The organism is Streptomyces sp. NPDC050732, from assembly GCF_040654255.1.
Classification (GTDB): domain Bacteria; phylum Actinomycetota; class Actinomycetes; order Streptomycetales; family Streptomycetaceae; genus Streptomyces.
Genome location: NZ_JBFAHP010000045.1, coordinates 49,592 through 70,120 on the forward strand (window position 1 = coordinate 49,592; position 20,529 = coordinate 70,120).

The following is a 20,529-nucleotide window of genomic DNA, read 5'->3' on the forward strand; positions in this document are numbered from 1 at the left end:
CCGGGGCGGCGGCCCCGCGCGAGAACTACATAATCTTGTAGGGGTCTTTCGCGCGTCACCGGTTGCGCGACGGGCGATGAGGTGTCGGGGCGACGAGATGTCGAGGCGTGAGGGGAAGGAGGCCAAGGGTGTGAACGAGGCCCATGAGGTACACGAGGCGCAGGAGGCGGACGCGGCGGACGCGGCGGTCTGGCGCGGCCGTTTCCTCACCCTGCTCGACCGTTCCCCCGCACCGACCGCCATCGCCAGCACGGGCGGACTCGTCTCCGTCGCCAACCCCGCCTTCGCGTCGGCCCTGGGCCTCCAGCCGGGCCGGGTGGCGAACCAGCTCCTGCTCGACCTGCTCACCCCCACCAACAGACAACAGCTCCGCAAACTCGACGAGGCCATGCGCTCCGGCCGCAGGTCCCGCTACCCGGTCGAAGTGAGCTGGACGGCACGGGGAGCGGCCTGTCACGGGCAGGTCACCGTCGAACCCGTCACCGACCCACTGGCGGACACACCGCCCCTGCTGGTGACGCTGCGCGTAGCGGCGGGAACGGAATCTCCGGGGAATGACGCGGCGGCCCGCACGGAGAGCGCGGCGGAGGAGCTCGCCCACCCGGCCCTGAGCGCCCAGGAGGCCCGCATCCTGCGCCTGGTCGCGGGCGGTGCCACGACATCGGTCGTGGCGCGCGCGGTGGGAATCGGCGTCGACGGCGTCAACTACCACCTGACACGACTCTGTCGCCGGCTGCGGGTCCCGAACCGGACGGCGCTGGTGGCGCGGGCGTACGTACTCGGGCTGCTGGATCCGGAGGCGTGGCCGCCGCAGGTGGCGGGCCCGGCCGGACGCCGCGGCACCGCAGGTAGCGGGCCCTGAGCGCCCCCCCGGACTCTCTCGTCAGGAGCCTGTCAGGCCCGAGTACCCTTGCGGCGTGACGATGCACGAGGCGGCCGACGTGAGTGTCGACGCGATGATCGAGGACCTCAGGACTCTCGTCGAGGTCGAGTCGCCGTCGCGCGACCTCGACGCCCTCACGGAGTCGGCGAGAACCGTCGCCGAAGTGATCGAGAGGCGACTCGGCGGGCGGGCCGCCCTCGTCGCGAGCGAAGCAGGACCGCACGTCCACTGGTCGGGCGGCGGCGACCCCCGGGTGCTGATCCTCGGCCACCACGACACGGTGTTCCCGCTCGGCACCCTCGAACGCCGCCCGTTCAAGGTCGAGGACGGGCGCGCGACCGGCCCCGGCGTCTTCGACATGCTGGGCGGACTGGTGCAGGCCGTGCACGGCCTGGCGGCACTCGACGACAGGTCGGGCGTCGAGATCTTGGTGACCGCCGACGAAGAGGTCGGCTCCCGCTCCTCCCGCGCCCTCATCGAGGAACGGGCCCGCGCCTGCGGTGCCGTCCTGGTGTTCGAGGGCGCAGCTGAAGGCGGTGCGCTGAAGACCGGCCGCAAGGGCTGCGGCACGTTCGAAGTCGTGGTCGCGGGCCGCGCGTCACACGCGGGCCTCGAACCCGAAGCCGGCGTCAACGCCCTGGTCGAAGCGGCACACCAGGTCCTGGACATCGCGGCGCTCGGCCGCCCCGACATCGGCACGACCGTCACCCCGACCGTCGCGTCCGCGGGCACCTCGGACAACGTGGTTCCCGCGGCGGCGACCGTCGTCGTCGACGTCCGGGTCGAGTCGGCCGAGGAGAAGGACCGCGTCGAGACCGCGTTCGCGGCGCTGACTCCGCATCTGGAGGGGGCGGAGCTCACGGTCCGCGGCTCCGTCGGCCGTCCCCCGATGCCCGAGTCGGCGGCGGCCGAACTCTTCGCGATGGCGGAGCGGCTGCTCCCCGGCGTCGGGAGCGCGGCGGTCGGCGGCGGCAGCGACGGCAACTTCACGGCCGCGATCGGCGTACCGACGCTCGACGGCCTCGGCGCAGTCGGGGGCGGCGCGCACGCCGACCACGAGTACGTGCTGGTCGACGCGATGGCCGAGCGGGCCCAGCTCGTCACCGGTCTCGTACGCGCGATCCGCGACGCCAGGGCTTGACGGAGATCCGCCCCGTCCGGTGGAACCCGGGTACGCCGGTTAATGTGAAGTCAGCGGTGATCTTTCCCGGGGCTCCACGGGTCTCTCCGGGGCTACCCGAACCGCGGCGACGGATGCCGCCAACGGTCCCTGCTCGCGCACGAGTGCGCCCGCGGCCGGGCGACGGCGAGTAGGAGGAGTGGTGACGCGGCACGAGTGGCAGGTCGTCGCGGCGGTCGCCGTCGGCGGCGGCATCGGCGCGGTGGCCCGATATGCGGCGTCGCTGTGGTGGCCGGTGGCCCCCGGCGGATTTCCCTGGACGACGCTCGCGGTGAACGCCGTGGGATGCGCGGCGATCGGCGTCCTCATGGTGCTGGTCACGCAGGCGTGGCCCGTCCACCCCCTGGTGCGGCCCTTCTTCGGTACGGGAATCCTCGGCGGCTTCACCACGTTCTCGACGTACGCGGTGGACATCGAGCGGCTCCTGAGCGCCGACCACGTCCGCACGGCCCTCCTCTACCTGGCCCTGACACCACTCGTGGCGCTCGCGGCGGTCTGGAGCGCGACGTGGGCGACACGCCGTGCGGTGGCGCGCCGCGCGGCGCCGGGGAGGCAGGCATGACCTGGCTGCTCGTCATCGCCGGCGGCATGATCGGCGCCCCGCTGCGGTACCTGACCGACCGCGCCGTGCAGGCCCGGCACGGCACCGCCTTCCCCTGGGGCACCCTCACCGTCAACATCATGGGCTGCCTGATCCTCGGAGCGCTCACCGGCGCGGTCACGGCGGGCGCCGCGTCGTCGCACATCCACCTCTTCCTCGGCACGGGGCTGTGCGGGGCGCTGACGACGTACTCGACCTTCTCGTACGAGACACTGCGGCTCGCCGAGAGCGGTGCGCGGCTCCACGCGGTGGCGAACGTGCTGGTGAGCGTCGCAGCGGGCCTCGGCGCGGCCTGCGCGGGCGTGGCGGCAGCCGAGGCGCTGTGGCAGTGAGCCACGGGCGCAGGCACGCCTTGACCGCGCGCACCTCGCCCCCTGGGGCGCTCCTAACGGGAGCATGGAGCGCCCCTCCACAGCCTCACACCTGCACTTCACACCAGCACTTCACACCTGCTCACGCCTGAGCGAAGTCCCCGTTCAGCGCGGCGGCCATGCGCAGATGGGGCGCCGCGTCGTCCGGACGGTTCTGCCGCTCCAGCGTGCGGCCCAGCATGAGCCGGGCGTAGCTCTCGACCGGATCGAGGTCGAGCACCTTGCGCAACTCGGCCTCGGCCCGCCGGAGTTGTGCCGAGTGGTAGTAGGCGCGGGCGAGCAGCAGACGCGGGGCGACCTGCTCGGGCACCTCGTCGGCCAGGGCGTCGAGGATGCGCGCCGCCGTCACGTACTCCTTGGCGTCGAAGAACTGCCGCGCGCGCTCCCAGCGCTCCGCCGCGGTCCCGTGGTCGTAATAGGTCATGTCCACTGTCTGCCTCCTTCGGGGGCTGCAACGACGCCGTGTAGTTGAATATTCCACCACTCCCTCTGTCTCCTCGTCCGGGGCGCCACGGGGCTAGGTTGTGCGACATGAGCAATCTTGATCGCGAGGCGGTTCCTTCCTTGTGCGGCGGGCGTGGGTTCGTCGTCGCGGAACCGGTACGGGAACTCCTCAGTCCCCGCCGGGTCAAGCTCGGCGAGTCCACCGAGGTCCGTCGCCTGCTGCCGAACCTGGGCCGCCGCATGGTCGGAGCCTGGTGCTTCGTCGATCACTACGGCCCCGACGACATCGCCGACGAACCCGGCATGCAGGTGCCGCCGCACCCGCACATGGGCCTGCAGACCGTCAGCTGGCTGCACGACGGGGAGGTGCTGCATCGCGACTCCACCGGCAGCCTGCAGACGATCCGCCCCCGCGAACTGGGCCTCATGACCTCGGGCCGGGCCATCTCCCACTCCGAGGAGAGCCCCAGGCCTCACGCCCGCTTCCTCCACGGCGCGCAGCTGTGGGTGGCCCTGCCCGACAGCGACCGGCACACGGCCCCGCTCTTCGAGCACCACGCGGAGCTGCCGCAGATCACGGCACCGGGTCTGACCGCGACACTGATCCTGGGCACACTGGACGGCGCGTCCTCGCCCGGCACGACGTACACCCCCATCGTGGGCGCCGACTTGACCCTGTCCGACGGCACGGACGCACGCCTCCCCCTGGACCCGGACTTCGAGTACGCCGTCCTCTCCATGTCCGGCGAGGCACACGTCGACGGCGTGCCCGTACTCCCCGGTTCGATGCTCTACCTGGGCTGCGGCCGCACAGAACTCCCACTGCGCGCGGAATCGACCGCGTCCCTGATGCTCCTGGGCGGCGAGCCGTTCGAAGAGGAATTGGTGATGTGGTGGAACTTCATCGGCCGCAGCCATGAGGAGATCGAGCAGGCGCGGGGTGACTGGATGACGGGCACCCGCTTCGGCGAGGTGAAGGGGTACGACGGCCCCGCCCTGCCCGCCCCGGAACTGCCGCCGGTCGCGCTGAAGCCGCGGGGACGGGTGCGCTGAGCTGGGGTTATGTGTCTGGTGCTGATGGTCGCCGAGGTGTAGGGGGAGGTTGTCGATCTCGCGCGGCGGGAGTGCCGGAAGTGCTCGGTCGAGCTGTGAGGGGACGGTCGCAGAGGCGGGTTGCGGCTCGCATGTGTCGGCACCTTTGACCAGGTCTAATCGGACGCTTGCTGACCCTTTGCTGACCTTACTGACGAGTAGTCAGATTGGCTACCCTCTGGCGCGTGTGCTGGTGGGAGGCCCAGAACGGCCCGTGTTTTGAGCGGCGGTAGCGGCTTTGTTTCGCATGCCGACCGTCTGATGCTGACTAATCGAGGGCGCTGGCCCCTGACCCACGACGGCGCCGCGAGCTTGGTCCTATTTACGCGCGACGACGTATGGTCTGCGGCCTTACCCGAGAAGGCTCACGTCTGATCACACGCAGAGGGGTCGCAGTGCGCCTCTTAGAGTGCGGCGGAGCCGCGAAACGAATGGCTGATTTGACCGGCTGATGCCATTCGCGTGGCAAGCAGTGTGGCGATCCACGTGTTCGGAGTGCCAGCAGGTTCTTCGTCTGCTGGTGGTACACGCCTAGCCTTGCTCCTGACCTGCGACAGAGGGTGAAAACGGCTGGTGTGGGGCTGTGTTGGTCCGCACCTGGTCCGGATCTTGGAGAAAGCCCGAGGTGCCAGCGAGCGGGCCGCGCGGTCCCACATGGCACAGGTAGGCAAATCCGTCTCGGAGCGTCCAGCCAGTCCAATGCGAACGCCTATGCCCAGCTTTGGACCGTCGAGTTGGAGGGTGTCCAGAGGGTTGGTGACTTTTCGGTGACACGAAGAGGCCCCGCCGGTGGTCCGGTGGGGCCTCTTCATGTGACTGGTCAAGGGGCCAGGTCATAGCCCTTTGCCCGTGAGGATCCGCCTCGGCTGCTCCCGCTAGGCTCCAGGTGGCGACCCAGGTGGCGCGGATGTGGGCGGGGCTGTACTCGCGCTGCCTCGCGGTTCGGCCTAGGGCGCCCATCCTGTTGGTGGGGGGGAGCACGCGGTGCTGGGGCGCAGGTTGTGGCGGCACGGACATCTCGTCCGCTGCCGCCGGTATCGCGGTGTGGTTGGTTCAGCCCCGCGGTTCTCTGTCGTGTGGCGGAAGGCAGACCGCCCGCGCGTCCGGCTGCGCGGGCGTGCGATTCATTCGGGTGCGTGATCCTGGGGAGCGTGAGCGCTGCCCAGCTTCAATGCCGCTGTCTCGGGGGGAGAGCGATTCGGTACTGCTAGCGGGTGGCCGGGGAAGGATGACGGTTAACACCGCCGTAGCTCCGGGGGCTGACTCCTGACATCTCCGGACTGAAGTGACCTGACCATCCTGTGTCGTTCTCGGGGTCGGGTGGTGCGCTCAGGCGCTGGTTCGGGCAAGCGTGTCCAGAGCACTGTTTTGCGCGGCGTACGTGCACTGTCTCACTGATGACCGCTCGCCCGAGCCAGCGTCACTGCCGATCCGGCGAACACCACCGACAGAGGTGAATCGCAGATCAGTTCACCAGAAGCTGCTGGCTCGGGCCCTTACCGGGGTACTACGGGTACTACGGAGGTAGTGCTCGGGGTGGATACGCATCGCGACTTTCACGTTGCGGCTGTGCTGTCCATGACCGGGAAAACTCTGGGGATCGACCGTTTCCCCGCCACAGCGAGCGGATATAGACAACTGAACGCGTGGGCAGGCAAGCTCGGCGGCATAAAGAGAGCCGGAGTGGAATCGTCTGGCAATTATGGTGCTGCTCTGTCGCGCTACCTCCTCTCACAGGGCATCGAGGTCCTTGAGGCTCCGGGCCCTGGGCGCTCGGCCCGCCGCCGACGGAGCAAGTCGGATCGAGCTGACGCGGAGGCCGCCGCGCGTGCCGTGCTCAGCGGTCGCGCGCTCGCCAGTGAAGTCAGGTAGCGGTCCCGCCGAGATAGCGCGCATCTACATCGTGGCCAAAGATTCCGCAGTGAAAGCGCAACGACAGGCAGCGAACCAGCTCAGGGCAATATTGGTCACCGCCGACCCAACCTTGCGTGAAAAATTGGCCACGCTGCCCAGCCGTGCGCTTGTCCGTGCCTGCCTGGAACTGAGTGAGGGCGACGACGACACGGATCCGGTGGCGCGGGCGACACGCTTCCCGTTACGGATGCTGGCTGAGCGAATTGAGCAGCTGAGGGCGCAGGCCCAAGTGCTGGAACGTCGACTGTCGGACCTGATGCGGTGTCATCATCCCCGACTTGTCGACGCTGTGGGCATCGGCCCGCACAGCGCTGCTGTGTTGCTGACCGTCATGGGTGACAACGGTGACCGACTGCGTGGTGAGGCGTCGTTTGCCGCGTTGTGTGGGGCAAGCCCGGTCGAGTACTCCTCTGGGAACAAGCAGCATTGCCGGCTCAATCGAGGCGGAAATCGGCAGGCGAATGCTGCGCTGCACCGCATCGTGTTGATCCGGCTGCGCTGGGATGCCCGGACTCGGGCGTATTACGAGCGGCGCGTATTGGAGGGCAAGACACGGCGTGAGGTTATCCGCTGCCTGAAGCGCTATGTGGCCCGGGAGGCCTATCGGCTGGTGCAGGAAGACCGCCGAAGCCTGAGCCGCACACCGGCTGAGGTTCCGGACGAGGACCAAGCGTAGTACCGAGTGCCCTGTCAGGATTGCGGCGGCGTTCTTCCGTGTTCGTATGACACGAACGCAGCACCAACCACCCCTACAGCAGGGAGCCCGATCATGGCGTGCGATTCCTGACCGTCACTGCAATGCCCTGTCAGGGGCCGGGGCGTCCCTCTGCCCATGCCCACGTACCGTCGCTCCGCCTCCCGCGCGGCAGAGAGCGCCTGCTTGCGCGAGGACCGTCGGTTCGCCTGCGCTCGCGCTGAGTTGACCTGCCCGGAGCTGACGTGCGCCGGAACTCTGGACACGGGCTCTCGCTCGGTTCACCCCCGCTCGCGCAGAGCCCCTTGTCCATGCTCTCCTGTGCCCTGGGGGTGGCCGGTTCACCTCCGCTTGCGCGGAGCCGACCACTCAGGGCCACTCCGACGTCCGCAACACCCCGGTTCACCTCCGCTCAGGCGGAGGTGAACCGCCGGTGTCCTCGCCGATGAGCTCGACGGCGGCGTGTGCTCCGCGCAGGCGGAGGTGAACCGGTAGATCACACCCTGGGCGTGATCGAGGACATGTGTGCTCCGCGCAGGCGGAGGTGAACCTCCGCGCCAGAGCCTGATCCGTCGTGACGATCGGTGTGCTCCGCGCAGGCGGAGGTGAACCAGGCGACGGGCCGGCGGGGCGGCGCAGGCAATCGTGTGCTCCGCGCAGGCGGAGGTGAACCGGCGACGGCGCGTTGCAGGACGCCCACGGCGAGGTGTGCTCCGCGCAGGCGGAGGTGAACCGCCGAGCGACGGCGTGATGCCGGTGTAGGTGAGGTGTGCTCCGCGCGGGCGGAGGTGAACCGGCCGCGGGCACGGAGCGGTCCGGGGCGCAGCCGTCAATGTCTCCCGGTCTCCCCGGGCCGCCACTGCGAGCTCTTCTCCCGCGTGCGGTTCTAGGCTGGTCTGCTCGCCAGTCGGCCTTCCGGGACCAGCCGTTGCAGAGATGGGTCGCTGCGGTCGGTGTTTCAGCGAAACCTCACCCGTGCGGGGTTGGGGTCGCAAGATGAGCAAGAGTGAACGGGCGGGGCGCGGCGGGTGTGCGGCTTCGCCCAACTCCGTTGTGATGAATGCCACTTGCGATACGGGAACCCGTCATGTGCAGGTAAACGGCAGTTCACCGCCGCTGCTCACGGCGCCTTTCTGGACTGATGTGCACCAATCGTGAACACGTTCCGCAGCGGCCCATGATCATGCCGTCACATTTTTCCGGGTCGCGTTGAGTGAGCGGCCTCGATTCTCGACAAGGTGGTCGTAGAGCCGCCCGGCTCACTGGTGAGCGCCCTGGTGGGACACGCGCGCACCAACCTCCATACGCACAGGGACGTGTGATGACCACTGTGAGGCCCGCGTGACCAATGACGATCACGCGCTGACGGACGCGTTCGGAGTCCCTCTCCAGCGCCGCTCCGAGCCGCCCGCTGCGCCTGCTGCGCCCGGCACAGGGCTGCCCATCGACTTCGAGGGCTTCTTCCTGGCCCAGCAGGAGTTCTTCCACGCCTTCGCCGAACTCCACCTCGGCCACCGCAGCGCCGCCGAACTCGTCGTCCACGACGTGTTCCTGGAGATACTGGCGACCTGGGACGAGCTGCTGAGCGAGGCCGACCTCGAGCAGCAGGCGATGGCCGTCCTCAGCCGCCACGTCACCCGCCGCCTCGCCCAGGAGCAGCGGCCGCCGGCGTTCGTCATCGCCGGCCCGATATCGCGCAACCTGGCCCGCGTCCGCGCCGAGATGGAACTGGCGCCCAGCAACGCCGGGCTGTACGAGGCGATGCTGGACCTGCCGACGCGCCAGTACAACGTCATGGTGCTCCGGTACGTCCTCAACTATCCGGTGACCCGCATCGCCCGCTACATGGGCCTGGACCCGCGCACCGTGGACTACCACATCCGCAAGGGACGCGAACGCCTGCGCGTCCTGCTGGACCTGCCCGCTGACGGGGACCGCCGCAAAAAGACGGCCCCGATCAAAAAGAGCACCAAGGAGAAGAGGGGGAACGATGAGGACGCTCGATGACGTGCTCGCTGACGCCGCCATGCCGGTGCACACGCCCAGCAAGTTCGACGTCGGCGCGGCGCTCAGGAAGCTGGCCGTCGACGCCGGCCGCGCCAAGAGCACCGTGGACACCCGGCGCGCCGCGCAGGCAGGCCAGCGTCTGACCGTGATCGCCCGGTGGATCCTCAACGCACCACACGCCGCCCACCACGTCGACCAGCTCGCCCAGGGCGAGGCGGACCTGCCCGTCGAAGAGGACACCCTCGACGTCGAAGGCGCCGCCGTGTTCGCCTCCCTGCTCTACCTCACCGGACAGCACCCTGAATCCGCCCAGTTCTGGTGGCAGCTGGCCGCGGGTGCCGGCCACCGCGCCTCCGCCTACTGCCTCCACCTGCACCACACCGCCCTGGGCGAACAGCGCGAGGCCGCCCACTGGCTGCACCAAGTCCTCTACGACCTCGGCGACAAACTCGACGACGGCTTCTTCGAGACGGTCGAGGCCATCGCCCGCTACGTCTACCCCCGCCCCGACGGCCCCGCACCGCTCACCGGCGGCCTGGAGATGGAAGTCGACCGCCTCGCCGACGACGGCGCTCCTTGCATGATCGTGCGCCGTCCGGACCGGCGCCTGGCCCAGGCCCTGCGCGAACACACCCGTACCTGACCCCGAACAGCAGCAAGGAGCCCCATCACGCGCCCCCGGTTTCCTAGGCCAACGGGACGCAGGGCTCCTCGCATCGCACGACATCCCCCGACACACCCAAGCGACGAAGGACATCCCTCATGAAGACTAGCCGCCGGCGGCGTGCTGTACACCGGTTCCGCACCACCATCGCCGACACCCGCCGCACACTCACCCACCGCGGCCGCCGCATCCGCCACTGGGCCCGCGCCCGTCGCCGCACCGCCCTCAGCCAGATGCTGCGCGGAGCCTGCTTCGGCAGCGGCAGCGGCCTGATCACCCTCACCATCTACTGGATCACCCACCGCTGAACCTGCGAGAAGGCACCCGCTCTTGAGCGGTGCGGTATCTGTCGGGCCGATGGCGGTGGAAGGCTCATTCCTTCCCCGCGTCGCCGGGAAAGATGATGTCGCCGCAACAGCCGACCGGCCGCAGGACAACGGGCAGGCCGATCTCGCCGCCCTCGACGTGTTTGCACGCCGCGGCGTGCAGCCCGTGGGCGGTGACCCCGGAGTGCGTGCACCTGTACGCGGGCGAAACGGGGGCGACTGCTTGTAGGTTGGCTGGATGTCTGATCAGAGCGAGATAGAGCAGATCACTGGGGTGTGGGGCCGGCTTACTGGCTGGCTGGCCGAGTATGCGCCTGCCTCGTACGCCTCGCTGCTTCCCCCGGCGGATGCCGGCACTGTCGCGGCCGCGGAGGCCCGTCTGATGCATGTGCTCGACTTCGGCTTCCCGCCCGAGCTGAAAGCTCTGTGGCAGGTGTGCGGAGGTGTCCGGAAGGTCGATGTGCCAGGCAATGAGGACGGTGAGCTGTGGGCGGGGCGGTTCCTGCCCGGAGGGATCTTCCTCGCTCCCGAAGCCTCGCTCTGGCAGCGTCTGCGCTTCGGTCCGGGTGAGGACGATCCCTGGCAGGGGGCCGACTTCGTGTCCTTCCTCGACGCCGAGGAGCCAAGTGGCGCCGGCGAGTTCGGCATGTATGCCTCATGGTCGACGGATCCGACCCTGCGGGGTGTCGGGGAATGGTCGACCATGACGGGCCCGGATCTGTCACCCCCGGCCTGGCCGTCCGTGGCCGCCTACCTGGAGGCGGTCTGTGAGCTGCTTCAGAGCGGCGCTGGGCCCCTGCTGGAAACGGCTGACCGGCAACAACCCGTGCTGTCTCTGGGGTGTCTGGTGTGGATGGATCCCGAGGATGGCCTGGAGGGTCCCTGGCGGCCTGTGCATCCGTGAGATGAGCTGGTGCGGGCCCGTCGGGCCCGCACCAGCAGTCAGGCGATGGTGATTACCTCGCGGTCATCGTGCACCGGAACGGCTTTCCGGTGCCGTCCGTGGGCTCGCACTGGCCGCTCATACGGGTGTCGAGCCAGTAGGCGTCCCTGTCCATGATCCGCATCTGCTTCATGAACGAGGCGAAGTTCGCCCCCATGGACTCCTGATTGTGGACACCGGAGATCGCCGAACGGCCGCACACCTCGTTGAAGTGCGGCACGTTGTCCCATCCGCCGCCGAAGTCGACGTTGTACAGGTGGATCTTCGTGCCCTGCTTCTTCGCGAAGGTCTGCAGGCATGCTTTCCCGTTCGGGGTGCCTGTGGTGGAGTCCGTGGGCACGGCCTCGTTGAGCCCACCTTCGCTCTTCTTCATCCCGCCGCTGTTGTAGGAGGAGGCGAAAGCGAACTCGTCGCAGTTCAACTCGTCGTTCGCATCGTCCAGAGCGCTGGCGTCACCGTTTTCCGCGGCCCACCCAGTGGGGCACATACGGGCCCGGTTCTTCTTGTTCTGCGCGGCATCGCCCATGTAGTAGAGGGGCTTGTCGTACCGTCCCGGCTGGTTTTTCAGCTTCTCCTGGACCAGCCATGCGTGCGCTGCGGCCTGAGGGTAGCTCTTGGCGTTGAAGACGTAGCTGGGGGCCGAGTTGACGAAAACACAGCCCGTGCCGTCGTACTGCGTGGTGAAGGTGTCACAGCGGATCTCATCCAGGTCGGGGTTCTCCTCCCAGTAGTCCTTGGACCACTGGTAGTCGACCCTCTGCCCGACGCCGGGAGAGTGCACCGTGCCCTCGATCTTCACGTCCGGCTTGAACCGGTACTGCTTGTCCGCCACGGAGTCATCCCACGTGTACTTCGTGGTCAGAGTCGCGCTGTGCTTGTCGCCGGGGTACCAGTGCGGCGTAGCCGTCCAGTCGCCGCCCTGGGGTTCGATCGGCTTGCACGGGGACTGACAGCTGTGGCCGTTGAACGCGGACAGGCTGATACCGCCGTCGAAGTCGGATGGAATGTCATCGCCCTTGACCGTGAGCCGTTCGGTGAACGTGCCGATGGCCTCATTCAGGCGCAGCTCGCGGGTGAAGGTGAAATTGGCCTTCGCTATGGGGTCGTCCTCGGGGCCCAGCCAGTAGGTGACCGAGCGCCTGTCGCATTCCTTGAACCGGTCGGCGAAGGCACCGGGGGAGGTGTCGCACCAGCCGGCGTCCCGCAGGTTCCCGGACTTGGCGGCGGGCTTGTCCGGCACCGGGTTGGTCTTGACGCACGCCTGAACGCCGTTCTTGTCGGCCGGGCCGCACTGCTGCTCGGCGGCCTTGTAGGGGCTGCGGGCGGTGGCGGACTTCAGCGGCTTGGTCTGATGGCTGTTGGGTGGTGTGGTGAAGCCGGGGTTCGGCGCGTTGTGGTCCGGCTTGGGAAGGGTGAGGTCAATGGGCAGTTCGATGCGCATCCGGGCCCAGGGAGACCACTCCGTCTCGTACAGGCCGCCGTCATAGGCACTGGTACGGAAGAGGTAGTCGACGTTCGGTTTCAGCACCCACGGGTCCACGGTCACGGTCGCCCGAGAGCCGCTCGGGACGAACTTCGAGACCAGGACGCCGTATGGATTTTCGTCGGTGAGCTTGACCTGCGTCTTAGGTTTGCCGTCCGTGCCGATGGTCCAGACCTCGAAGGTGAGGTTGGCCTTGTCGTTGTCCTTATCGGTGACCTTGTTGCGCAGTTGAACCTTGGTGGTCTCCACGCTCCAGGTCTCAAGCCCACCGTCGACCTGCTTCCAGGACGGGCCGGCATCAGGGTCCTTGCCCGACTCCGGGCGGTGCGAGTTGGCCCTGAGGGTCTTCTCCGCGCCTGCGGCGGGACGGGAGGACGGAGCGTAGTCGGGGCCGGGGTTCGACGTCTGGTCGGGCACGGGAGCGGCGGTAGCCATCCCGGAGCCCAAGAGCAGGGCAGCCGTGACGCCCATGGCTAAGCGGGCGAGGGTACCTCTTCGTCTGGTGGAACTGGACACGTAGTCGTCGTCCTCACTCATGTGGTTACGGTTAGTCGCGCCGCCGACATTCCTAGGCCCCACGCCACACATACAGCAACACCAACTAAGCGGACATCACGGCTCGTTCGTCCGATGCCGGATGTGACGCTGCACACGGTTGCACCACCCCCGGTCACGATCTGATTGCACTACACACGTAACTCACGCGAGTTTCGGCCAGCTGGACGAGGCCCTCGCGCAGCCAGGACGGGGAGAGCGCTCGCCGGATTACGGCGGAGCTGGAATACCGGCCGTCGGCCTGCATGTCCCGAACGGGGAATCCGGTTGCCTGGACTACCAGTCCGTCCGCAGACTCGCGATCATGATGGCTCACGCACGCGGCCTGGTCCTCGAACGCTTCCGCTGGATCGGCGGCCACGCCGACGTCTGGCAGATCTTCCGTGACCCCGGCACGCTCGCTGCGGTGGTCCGCGCACTGACTGGACCGTTCCGGGAAGACGGCGTCACGGCCGTCTGCGGCATCGAGTCGCGGGGATTCCTGCTCGGCGCGGCAGCGGCCGTCGAGCTCGGCGTCGGCTTCGTCGCGGTACGCAAGAGCGAGGGGATCTTCCCGGGGGAGAAGGTCGCCCGGCGCAGCGACCCCGACTACCGGGGCACTCGCCAGGAGCTGCGTCTACAGCGAGCGGTGGTGGGCCCTGGGGACCGGGTGCTGCTGGTCGACGACTGGATCGAGACGGGCAGCCAGGCATCGGCTGTGCGGTCGATGGTCGAGGAGTGCGGCGGGCAGTGGGCCGGCTGCTCCGTCGTCGTCGACCAGACAGTCCCGGACCGCCGGGCGGACCTCGGCGTCCGCAGCATCATCACCGCCGCCGAACTACCGGCCTGGGACGGAAGGTCCTGAGACGTGTCCGTTTAGCCGATTGGCCAGTTGGCCGGATGTGTCTCTCCCATTAGAGGGCTGCCGCCTCGGGCTGGGCAGGGTTGCGGATGCTGTCGAGGAGTTCCCCGGAGGTGATTGCGTGGCGCTCTGGCGGGTCGTCGCGGCTGCCCAGTACCCGCGATTTTCCCTCAGGTGACGCCTCGTCAATAAAGCAGTCATGCCGCATGTTGACGCACCCTTCTGCGGCAGCGACGAGTTGGTGAGTTCCAACAGGAGCGGGAATAAGGGGCCGCAGCATGGGTGGGGTGGAGCTTTTCGGTGGAATGGAGGGTGGCTTGCGAACGGCGCCGCGGCACCTGCCAGTTGCGATGCCCCCAGCCACATGGTCGGCAGGAAGGCGATCGTGCGCTTCCTCGCTGAGGGCTTCCCCCGCTTGTTCGTGCGTGACGTCACGGTCACCTTCCACGAGTTCCACGCCGACGGCGAGCGGGTGGTCGTGGAGGAGACCATGACGGCGACTCTGGCCAACGGCAACCACTACGCCAACGACTACTGCTTCGTTTTCGAGCTCCGGGACGAGCTGATCCACCGGGTGCGCGAATACATGGACACAGCCCGCGGGCACCGCATGGTCTTCGGAGAGGTTCCGTCGTAGTCATCCTCTGCCTGGCCGCGGTGCGCTCAGACCCCGCCGAACAGCAGAGTCGCGCCGGGCGGCGCGGATCGGCTTCAGCGCGGCCAGCGTGTTCCCGGCGCCTTTCTTGCGACGGTTGACGCCCCACAGGTTGTCGTCGCCGACCGAGTAGCAGCGGTGGAAGTAGCGCACCCCGTGGGTGCGGTGGTAGGTGGCGGGCACCCGGTCGGGGTGTCCCTGGTCAGCCCAGCAGCTGCCGCCGGTGGGCCGGATCCGTATGGGGTGCCTACTCCGCCGGGTCCTCGTCGGCGTGCCGCACGGCCTTCTTCACCGCCTGCTCGACTTCGTGGCGCGGCTGGCCGGTGTCGTTGGCATGCGCGGTGACGGCGGACTGGAAGGCGGCCGCTGCCTCGTATCAGCTGCGTCACTGCGCCTGATACTCGTCGTCGACGAGACCCGCGAGCTTCGCTCGCGCTTCCTCACAGGAACGTTCCAGCTTGATCTGTTCATCGGAGATCTCGGCCACGGACATGGATCTTAGGGCGGGTGCCGTCTGTCCTGTTCGATGAGCTGGTCGTGTCATCGCGCTTGGCGCCGCGGTCTGCCGGTATGACCTTTGCGCTCGCGCGGGTGACGCTCCACCCGAAGTATCCCCGGTGGCCGGCGGGCCTCGGTATCAACGGGTTGTGATCAAGAACTGTATGCGCGCGGCGCTGGCCGCAGCCTTCCTCGCCCTGCCCCTCACCACCATGTCCCCGGCTTCGGCCGCCGACGCCGCCCCGGACGCGCTCCCGATGACTCTCAAGCAGGCGGTCGCCGCCCTGCCCACAGCCGCGGAGTCGCGGGACGGGTATCAGCGCTCCTGGTTCAAGCACTGGACCGACGAGGACCGCGACTCTTGCAACACCCGCGAAGAGGTCCTCATCGCCGAATCCCGCACCGCGCCGATCATCGGCCCGGGCTGCAAGGTCACCGGCGGCCGGTGGCACTCCTACTACGACGGGGAAACTCTCACCCAGCCCCGCGGCCTGGACATCGACCACATGGTGCCGCTGGCCGAGGCCTGGGACTCGGGCGCCAGCACGTGGAGCGCGGAGCGCCGCAAGGCTTACGCCAACGATCTCGGCGACGAGCGGTCCCTGGTGGCGGTCACCGCGCGCAGCAACCGCTCGAAGTCCGACCAGGACCCGGCCGAGTGGCAGCCCCCGCTGGCGGACGCCCGCTGTACGTACACCACCGACTGGGTGGCGACCAAGCTGCGCTGGGGCCTGGCCGTGGACAAGGCCGAGCGGCAGGCGCTGAGGAAGCTGGCTGCCGGGTGCGGGCAGGAGAGGGTGGAGTACGAGCCCGCCGGCTGACCATCCCAAGATCCCTGCGGCGGATGCTGACGCCTGGCGCAGGGATCGAGGACCGACCGCAACTATCCGGTCACTTTGTGGATGTTTCTGTTTGCGCATAGTGCAACGGCGGCGCGAAGGGAAAGACGTCTGCGGCTTTCATCATGATTTCTACCGCCAAGAGGAGGGGCCAGTTCCATCCCGTGTTGCACGGGTGTTCGGGGGAAGTGCCGCGTGATCTGTGGGGGTTGTGTGGCAACTTGTGTGCGCCTCGTGACCACTGGGGTCTGCGAGATGTGTCTTCCTGTGGGGGGAAGCCTTGTTACAACGCACCGTCGGTGCGCGTGTTTCGCGTGCACGCAAGAGAACCCGCTATGCCACAGCGGCGGCTCTGGCCGCCAGCGCTCTGACGCTGTCCCTGCTGCCGGCCGCAGGTATCGCTGCAGCCGACGAACCGGGATCGGCATGGGGCAAGGACGCCCCGAACTTCACGATGCCCGAGGTGAAGGTCGGCTCCAACAAGCCAGCCACACCGCAGGCCGAGGCGAAGCCCTCTGATGAGGTCGCACGGTGGAGGGCCCAGCAGAAGGAGCGGGCCCGCGGCGGTGAGGCGGCCGCGGCACGTGTCGCCCCTGCCGAGATCCCGCCGCATGTGCCTGAGGGCCAGGGCGATGTGCCGTGGCACCGGATCAGCAACTTTGCGATCACGGACGCGCTGACGGCCCGCATCAACTTCTCCACCGGCAACCTGATGCTGACCGCCACCGACTTCTCCATCGCCGGCGTCGGCCAGAAGCTGACTCTGGCGCGCACCTACAACTCCCTGGATGCGCCGTGGGGCAAGGTCTCCCAGCGCTGGTGGCAGCAGTACGAGCGCTACCTCCAGGTCCTGGACGACGAGGTCGTGCTCTATGACGCCTCCGGCGACACCCTGCGGTTCAAGAAGGCCGCCGACGGTTCCTTCACCACGCCCAAGGGCTACTCCAAGGAGCTGAAGAAGAACACCGGTGGCACCTACACCGTCACCAACTGGAAGTCGCACACCAAGGACACCTACGACGAGCACGGCACCCTGACCAAGGTCACCGACAAGAACAAGGGCACCATCACCGTCACCCAGCACGACAAGGGCGACGAGCACCAGGGCTTCAAGTTGACCGAGACCCGCTCGGGCCGCTGGATCGACCTGCTCAAGACCGACGCCTCGCAGTGGCAGGCCAAGGACAACTCCGGCCGCACCGCCGTCTTCGACCTCGACCCGGACGGCAATCTGCACAAGACCACCGACGCCGAGGGCAAGACCACCACCTTCGGCTACGACACCTCCAACCGCCTGACCAAGATCACCACGGCCGAGGGCCGCGTCACCGTCTTCACCTACGACAGCCACAACCGCGTCACCTCGATGCTGCGCGCCACCGAGCTGAACGGCTCCGGCCACACCGGCCCCACCTGGACCTACAAGTACAGTGCGGAGTCGCCGACAGCGGCCGGCACGACGACCGTCACGGATCCCGAGCAGCACGCCACGAAGTACCAGCATGACGGGGACGGGCAGGTCACCGACGTGACCGACGCCCTGGACCGGAACCGGAAGACGTCGTTCGACGCGAACCACAACATCGACACGGCTACCGACGCCATGGGCACCGGCACCACGCCCGGCAACGTGACCGACTACGGGTTCAACACGCGCAACAATCTGGAGAGCGTGAAGGCTCCGACCGGCGGCAAGGGGGTGGCCAGCTGGCAGACGATCGCCGGCGGTGACGTGCCCAAGGAGGCCACCAACGCCGACGGCGAGAAGACCACCTTCACCTACGACACCGCAGGTAACACCAAGTCAGTCGCCCAGACCGGCACCGGCGGCGGCAGCGTCTCCTATACCTACAACCCCGCGTCCCCGACCTGCGGCGGCTTTGAAGGCCAGCGCTGCACTGCCGAGACGAAGATGTCGTCGACCAAGACGGTCAAGACGTCCTTCACCTACGACGACAAGGGCAACCTCACCAAGGCCGTCCCGCCCAAGCCGCTGGGCCAGACCACCTTCACCTACGACAGCCTCGGACGCACCGAGACCCTCACCGACGGCCGAGGCATCAAGAAGGTCTTCACCTACGACCACCTCGACCGGATCAAGACCGTCTCCACCACCAACGACACGGTCCGCTACTGGTACGACGGCGACGGCAACCTGCGCCAGCGCGACGACTCCACCGGCACCATCAAATACACCTTCGACCCGCTCCAGCGAGAGACCGTCCGCACGCTGCAGGACGGCTCCCAGACACTGCTCGCCTACACCCCCGCCGGCAACGTGGACTACTACCAGGACCCGGCAGGGAAGGTCGACTACACCTGGAACGAGGTCAACAAGCTCAAGGAGTTCAAGGACCCGCAGGGCCGGGTGACGACGTACAAGTACAACCGCAACGACGCGCGCACCGAGACCGCCTACCCCGGCGGCACCGTGCAGACCGTCGGCGTCGACAAGTCCGGCCGCCCAGAGACGATCAAGGCGACCTCCGGCAAGGGCACCCTGGTCGACCTCACCTACACCTACGGCTACGGCACTGACGCCAAGACCGACGGCAACAAGATCCGCACCAAGACCGACGCCGTCAGCGGCATGAAGACCAGCTACACCTACGACGGCGCCGGCCGCTTCTCCTACGCCGCGGAGAAGAAGGGCTCCACCCTCAACTCCTCCTGGCAGTACTGCTACGACCTGGCCGGAAACCTCACCAGCCAGGGCAACGCCGAGGACTGCCCGCGCGGCACGACCTACAGCATCAACGACGCCCAGCAGATCACCGCGAAGAACGGCTCCTCGGCGAACTGGTCCTATGACGCCGACGGCAATGAGACCGCCGGCGCCTCCACCCCGGAGGGCACCCGGACCGGTGAGAAGTGGTCGGATCACAGCCAGCTCACCTCACTGACCGTCGCGGGCAAGACGTACGCGGGCCAGTACGGCTCCACCGACCAGAGCGAACGGATCAAGCTCGGCGACACCTACTTCCACAACGGCCCCCTCGGCCTCTCCGCCACCTCAACTGCCGGTGTGGACACGGGCTTCAACCGCGAGCCCGGGGGCACTCTGAACTCCATGACCCGGGACGGAAAGACCTACTTCTACCTCACCGACGCGCTCGGCTCCGTCATCGCGGTCACGGACGAGTCCGGCACCAAAGTCAACACCTACAGCTACAGCCCCCGGGGTGTGGAGCGGTCGACGACCTCGGAGAAGGTCTCTCAGCCCTACCGATTCGCCGGCGGCTACCAGGATCCCACCGGCCTGTACCACTACGCGGCCCGTTACTACGACCCCAACATCGGCCGCTTCAACAGCCCCGACCCCTCCGGCCAGGAGAAGAACCCCTACCTCTACGCCGAGGGCGACCCCGTCAACCGCATCGACCCGGGTGGCTTGGGCTCTATCGGCATCAGTGGCGAGGTATGTGCTTTTGGCGGGTGCGTTGGCGGAGGCGTGGCGATCAACGACGACGGATCCGTACACCCCAGTGTCTCGGCAGGTGTAGGCAGCCCAGGAGCCAGCGGCGGTATAGACGCCAGCAGTAGTGACGCTACGTCTGGCCCGTCCGCCAGCATCGAATGCTCGGCGGGCCCCTACAAGGCGTCGGTAAGCAATGAGGGCGACACCACAGCTGGCATCAGCACCGAATACTCGAGCCCTGGATGCTCTGCGACGGCTCAGTACACCTTCTAAAAGAGGAAGGACAAGAAAATGGTGACTCTATCCGCAGCGGGGCGTGGCGGTGGATCCGACTTCCCCGTATGGGGCCAGGTTCTCATCGTTGTCGTGGTCGTGATCATTGGAGTCGCCATGGCGACAAAACTGATGCGCCAGCGTAGGAAGTGAGCGAAAGGGTGCGCTGCCATGCGGCAGCGCACCCTCAGCCTCAGGCTTCTCCAGATCGCGGCGTTGCTGCGGATCAGCGCCAGACGGCGTCAGTTCGACGAGTCCGCATCCGTCCCGGAGGATGCCCTGAATGGTGATCTTCCCCATGGCTGTGATCAGCGCGCGTTTCCCCATGTGATCCGCGCCGGCCGAGGAGTTACCCAACCGGAGCGGCTGTGCCACCGACCACGTTCCGGCTCCCGGGCGGAGACAGGAGCCCGAGGGCGTGTTGGTGAAAGTCGCCACCGACGACCACGAAAGGGCCGCAGCGCGGGTGTTCTTCAAGGAAGCGGTCGCTGAGGCGACCGCCGCCGGCAGCGCGAACGGTACCGCCATGGCCTACTACCTCAAACGCTTCCGCGCACGAGCCGCCCTGGCGCGGTCTCCTGCCCCCTCCGCCTTCACGCCCAGCCCTCACCTGATGTCGCCACCCCGGCCCGCTGTCCGATACAGTAGATCTTGAACTGGTCGCCCCAACTAGCGGCGTCCGGTGATGCGTTGGTGGTCCAAGGAAAGACGCCCCGCTTCCTGCAGGGAAATGCAGGTGCAAGGCCTGCCCGGCGCTCGATCAAGGGGCCCGTACACGCACAGCGTGTACGGGCCCCTTGCGGTACTGCGCCAGGCGCACCACCAGATCGGAAGAGCGGCGGGTAGGG

General features: G+C 67.8%; 18 protein-coding genes and 1 pseudogene. 15 read left to right on the forward strand and 4 right to left on the reverse strand.

Annotated features, from left to right (window positions below; all coding sequences use genetic code 11):
- Positions 1-130: 130 nt before the first annotated feature.
- The 4 genes from AB0H82_RS31965 to crcB (AB0H82_RS31980) all read left to right on the forward strand — a co-directional run bounded on the left by AB0H82_RS31965 (position 131) and on the right by crcB (AB0H82_RS31980) (position 2,996).
- Positions 131-862: a LuxR C-terminal-related transcriptional regulator gene (locus tag AB0H82_RS31965; protein WP_362998976.1), complete on the forward strand. Its 732-nt coding sequence runs from the start codon at positions 131-133 to the stop codon at positions 860-862.
- A 61-nt stretch (positions 863-923) separates the two neighbouring features.
- Positions 924-2,024, forward strand: a complete 1,101-nt coding sequence (locus AB0H82_RS31970) for a M20/M25/M40 family metallo-hydrolase (RefSeq protein WP_362999010.1) — start codon at positions 924-926, stop codon at positions 2,022-2,024.
- Positions 2,025-2,205: 181 nt separating this feature from the next.
- Entirely contained in the window at positions 2,206-2,625 is a 420-nt protein-coding gene (gene crcB, locus AB0H82_RS31975) for a fluoride efflux transporter CrcB (RefSeq protein ID WP_362998978.1), read from the forward strand.
- A complete protein-coding gene (gene crcB, locus AB0H82_RS31980) occupies positions 2,622-2,996 on the forward strand; it encodes a fluoride efflux transporter CrcB (RefSeq protein ID WP_362998980.1) in 375 nt (124 codons plus the stop codon). The genes crcB (AB0H82_RS31975) and crcB (AB0H82_RS31980) overlap by 4 nt, the downstream gene beginning before the upstream one ends.
- Before the next feature lie 121 nt (positions 2,997-3,117).
- Here crcB (AB0H82_RS31980) and AB0H82_RS31985 read toward each other — a convergent pair whose 3' ends face one another.
- Positions 3,118-3,465 (reverse strand): tetratricopeptide repeat protein, encoded by a 348-nt coding sequence (locus tag AB0H82_RS31985; protein ID WP_362998982.1) that lies wholly within the window; start codon positions 3,463-3,465, stop codon positions 3,118-3,120.
- Positions 3,466-3,566: 101 nt separating this feature from the next.
- Between AB0H82_RS31985 and AB0H82_RS31990 the strand changes: the two genes are divergently transcribed.
- The 7 genes from AB0H82_RS31990 (at position 3,567) to AB0H82_RS32020 (ending at position 11,080) form a co-directional block, all read left to right on the forward strand.
- On the forward strand, positions 3,567-4,532 hold the full coding sequence (locus AB0H82_RS31990) for a pirin family protein (RefSeq protein WP_362998984.1): 966 nt from the start codon (positions 3,567-3,569) through the stop codon (positions 4,530-4,532).
- Between the two features lie 1,617 nt (positions 4,533-6,149).
- The gene (locus AB0H82_RS31995; RefSeq protein WP_362999012.1) at positions 6,150-6,443 is read left to right on the forward strand and encodes a transposase; all 294 of its coding nucleotides are present in this window, start codon (positions 6,150-6,152) and stop codon (positions 6,441-6,443) included.
- Positions 6,444-6,474: 31 nt separating this feature from the next.
- On the forward strand, positions 6,475-7,161 hold the full coding sequence (locus tag AB0H82_RS32000) for a transposase (protein WP_362998986.1): 687 nt from the start codon (positions 6,475-6,477) through the stop codon (positions 7,159-7,161).
- Between the two features lie 1,359 nt (positions 7,162-8,520).
- Positions 8,521-9,186 (forward strand): sigma-70 family RNA polymerase sigma factor, encoded by a 666-nt coding sequence (locus tag AB0H82_RS32005; protein WP_362998988.1) that lies wholly within the window; start codon positions 8,521-8,523, stop codon positions 9,184-9,186.
- Positions 9,170-9,829 carry a hypothetical protein gene (locus AB0H82_RS32010; protein ID WP_362998990.1) on the forward strand — a complete coding sequence of 220 codons (660 nt, stop codon included), beginning with the start codon at positions 9,170-9,172 and terminating at the stop codon, positions 9,827-9,829. Before AB0H82_RS32005 ends, AB0H82_RS32010 begins: the two co-directional genes overlap by 17 nt.
- Positions 9,830-9,948: 119 nt before the next feature.
- Positions 9,949-10,158, forward strand: a complete 210-nt coding sequence (locus tag AB0H82_RS32015) for a hypothetical protein (protein ID WP_362998992.1) — start codon at positions 9,949-9,951, stop codon at positions 10,156-10,158.
- 256 nt (positions 10,159-10,414) lie between these two features.
- Complete coding sequence (locus AB0H82_RS32020; protein WP_362998994.1) at positions 10,415-11,080, forward strand: hypothetical protein; 666 nt, start codon at positions 10,415-10,417, stop codon at positions 11,078-11,080.
- Between the two features lie 52 nt (positions 11,081-11,132).
- Here the strand turns inward: AB0H82_RS32020 and AB0H82_RS32025 are convergent, their stop codons facing one another.
- Positions 11,133-13,019 (reverse strand): hypothetical protein, encoded by a 1,887-nt coding sequence (locus tag AB0H82_RS32025; protein WP_362998996.1) that lies wholly within the window; start codon positions 13,017-13,019, stop codon positions 11,133-11,135.
- A 442-nt stretch (positions 13,020-13,461) separates the two neighbouring features.
- Between AB0H82_RS32025 and AB0H82_RS32030 the strand changes: the two genes are divergently transcribed.
- Together AB0H82_RS32030 and AB0H82_RS32035 are read left to right on the forward strand one after the other, a co-directional pair.
- Positions 13,462-14,001: a phosphoribosyltransferase family protein gene (locus tag AB0H82_RS32030; RefSeq protein WP_362998998.1), complete on the forward strand. Its 540-nt coding sequence runs from the start codon at positions 13,462-13,464 to the stop codon at positions 13,999-14,001.
- 361 nt (positions 14,002-14,362) lie between these two features.
- Complete coding sequence (locus AB0H82_RS32035) at positions 14,363-14,635, forward strand: nuclear transport factor 2 family protein (protein WP_362999000.1); 273 nt, start codon at positions 14,363-14,365, stop codon at positions 14,633-14,635.
- Between the two features lie 54 nt (positions 14,636-14,689).
- Here the strand turns inward: AB0H82_RS32035 and AB0H82_RS32040 are convergent.
- Positions 14,690-14,896: pseudogene (locus tag AB0H82_RS32040) on the reverse strand (IS630 family transposase); the annotation flags it as partial.
- 404 nt (positions 14,897-15,300) lie between these two features.
- On the opposite strand from AB0H82_RS32040, the gene AB0H82_RS32045 reads away from it, so the two are divergent.
- Both AB0H82_RS32045 and AB0H82_RS32050 read left to right on the forward strand, forming a co-directional pair.
- Positions 15,301-15,972 carry an HNH endonuclease family protein gene (locus AB0H82_RS32045; protein WP_362999002.1) on the forward strand — a complete coding sequence of 224 codons (672 nt, stop codon included), beginning with the start codon at positions 15,301-15,303 and terminating at the stop codon, positions 15,970-15,972.
- Positions 15,973-16,444: 472 nt separating this feature from the next.
- Positions 16,445-19,681, forward strand: coding sequence for an RHS repeat-associated core domain-containing protein (locus AB0H82_RS32050; RefSeq protein ID WP_362999004.1), 3,237 nt, complete (start codon positions 16,445-16,447; stop codon positions 19,679-19,681).
- A gap of 27 nt (positions 19,682-19,708) precedes the next feature.
- Here AB0H82_RS32050 and AB0H82_RS32055 read toward each other — a convergent pair whose 3' ends face one another.
- Positions 19,709-20,209: a hypothetical protein gene (locus AB0H82_RS32055; RefSeq protein WP_362999006.1), complete on the reverse strand. Its 501-nt coding sequence runs from the start codon at positions 20,207-20,209 to the stop codon at positions 19,709-19,711.
- Between the last annotated feature and the right edge of the window lie 320 nt (positions 20,210-20,529).

What these genes read in the sequence shown, in the direction of transcription:
- AB0H82_RS31970 (WP_362999010.1), top strand. Translation starts at nt 924, where the DNA reads ATGCACGAGGCGGCCGACGTGAGTGTCGACGCGATGATCGAGGACCTC.
- crcB (WP_362998980.1), top strand. Translation starts at nt 2,622, where the DNA reads ATGACCTGGCTGCTCGTCATCGCCGGCGGCATGATCGGCGCCCCGCTG.
- AB0H82_RS31990 (WP_362998984.1), top strand. Translation starts at nt 3,567, where the DNA reads ATGAGCAATCTTGATCGCGAGGCGGTTCCTTCCTTGTGCGGCGGGCGT.
- AB0H82_RS31995 (WP_362999012.1), top strand. Translation starts at nt 6,150, where the DNA reads ATGACCGGGAAAACTCTGGGGATCGACCGTTTCCCCGCCACAGCGAGC.
- AB0H82_RS32010 (WP_362998990.1), top strand. Translation starts at nt 9,170, where the DNA reads ATGAGGACGCTCGATGACGTGCTCGCTGACGCCGCCATGCCGGTGCAC.
- AB0H82_RS32015 (WP_362998992.1), top strand. Translation starts at nt 9,949, where the DNA reads ATGAAGACTAGCCGCCGGCGGCGTGCTGTACACCGGTTCCGCACCACC.
- AB0H82_RS32020 (WP_362998994.1), top strand. Translation starts at nt 10,415, where the DNA reads ATGTCTGATCAGAGCGAGATAGAGCAGATCACTGGGGTGTGGGGCCGG.
- AB0H82_RS32030 (WP_362998998.1), top strand. Translation starts at nt 13,462, where the DNA reads ATGATGGCTCACGCACGCGGCCTGGTCCTCGAACGCTTCCGCTGGATC.
- AB0H82_RS32035 (WP_362999000.1), top strand. Translation starts at nt 14,363, where the DNA reads ATGGTCGGCAGGAAGGCGATCGTGCGCTTCCTCGCTGAGGGCTTCCCC.
- AB0H82_RS32050 (WP_362999004.1), top strand. Translation starts at nt 16,445, where the DNA reads ATGCCCGAGGTGAAGGTCGGCTCCAACAAGCCAGCCACACCGCAGGCC.
- AB0H82_RS32055 (WP_362999006.1), bottom strand. Translation starts at nt 20,209, where the DNA reads ATGGCGGTACCGTTCGCGCTGCCGGCGGCGGTCGCCTCAGCGACCGCT.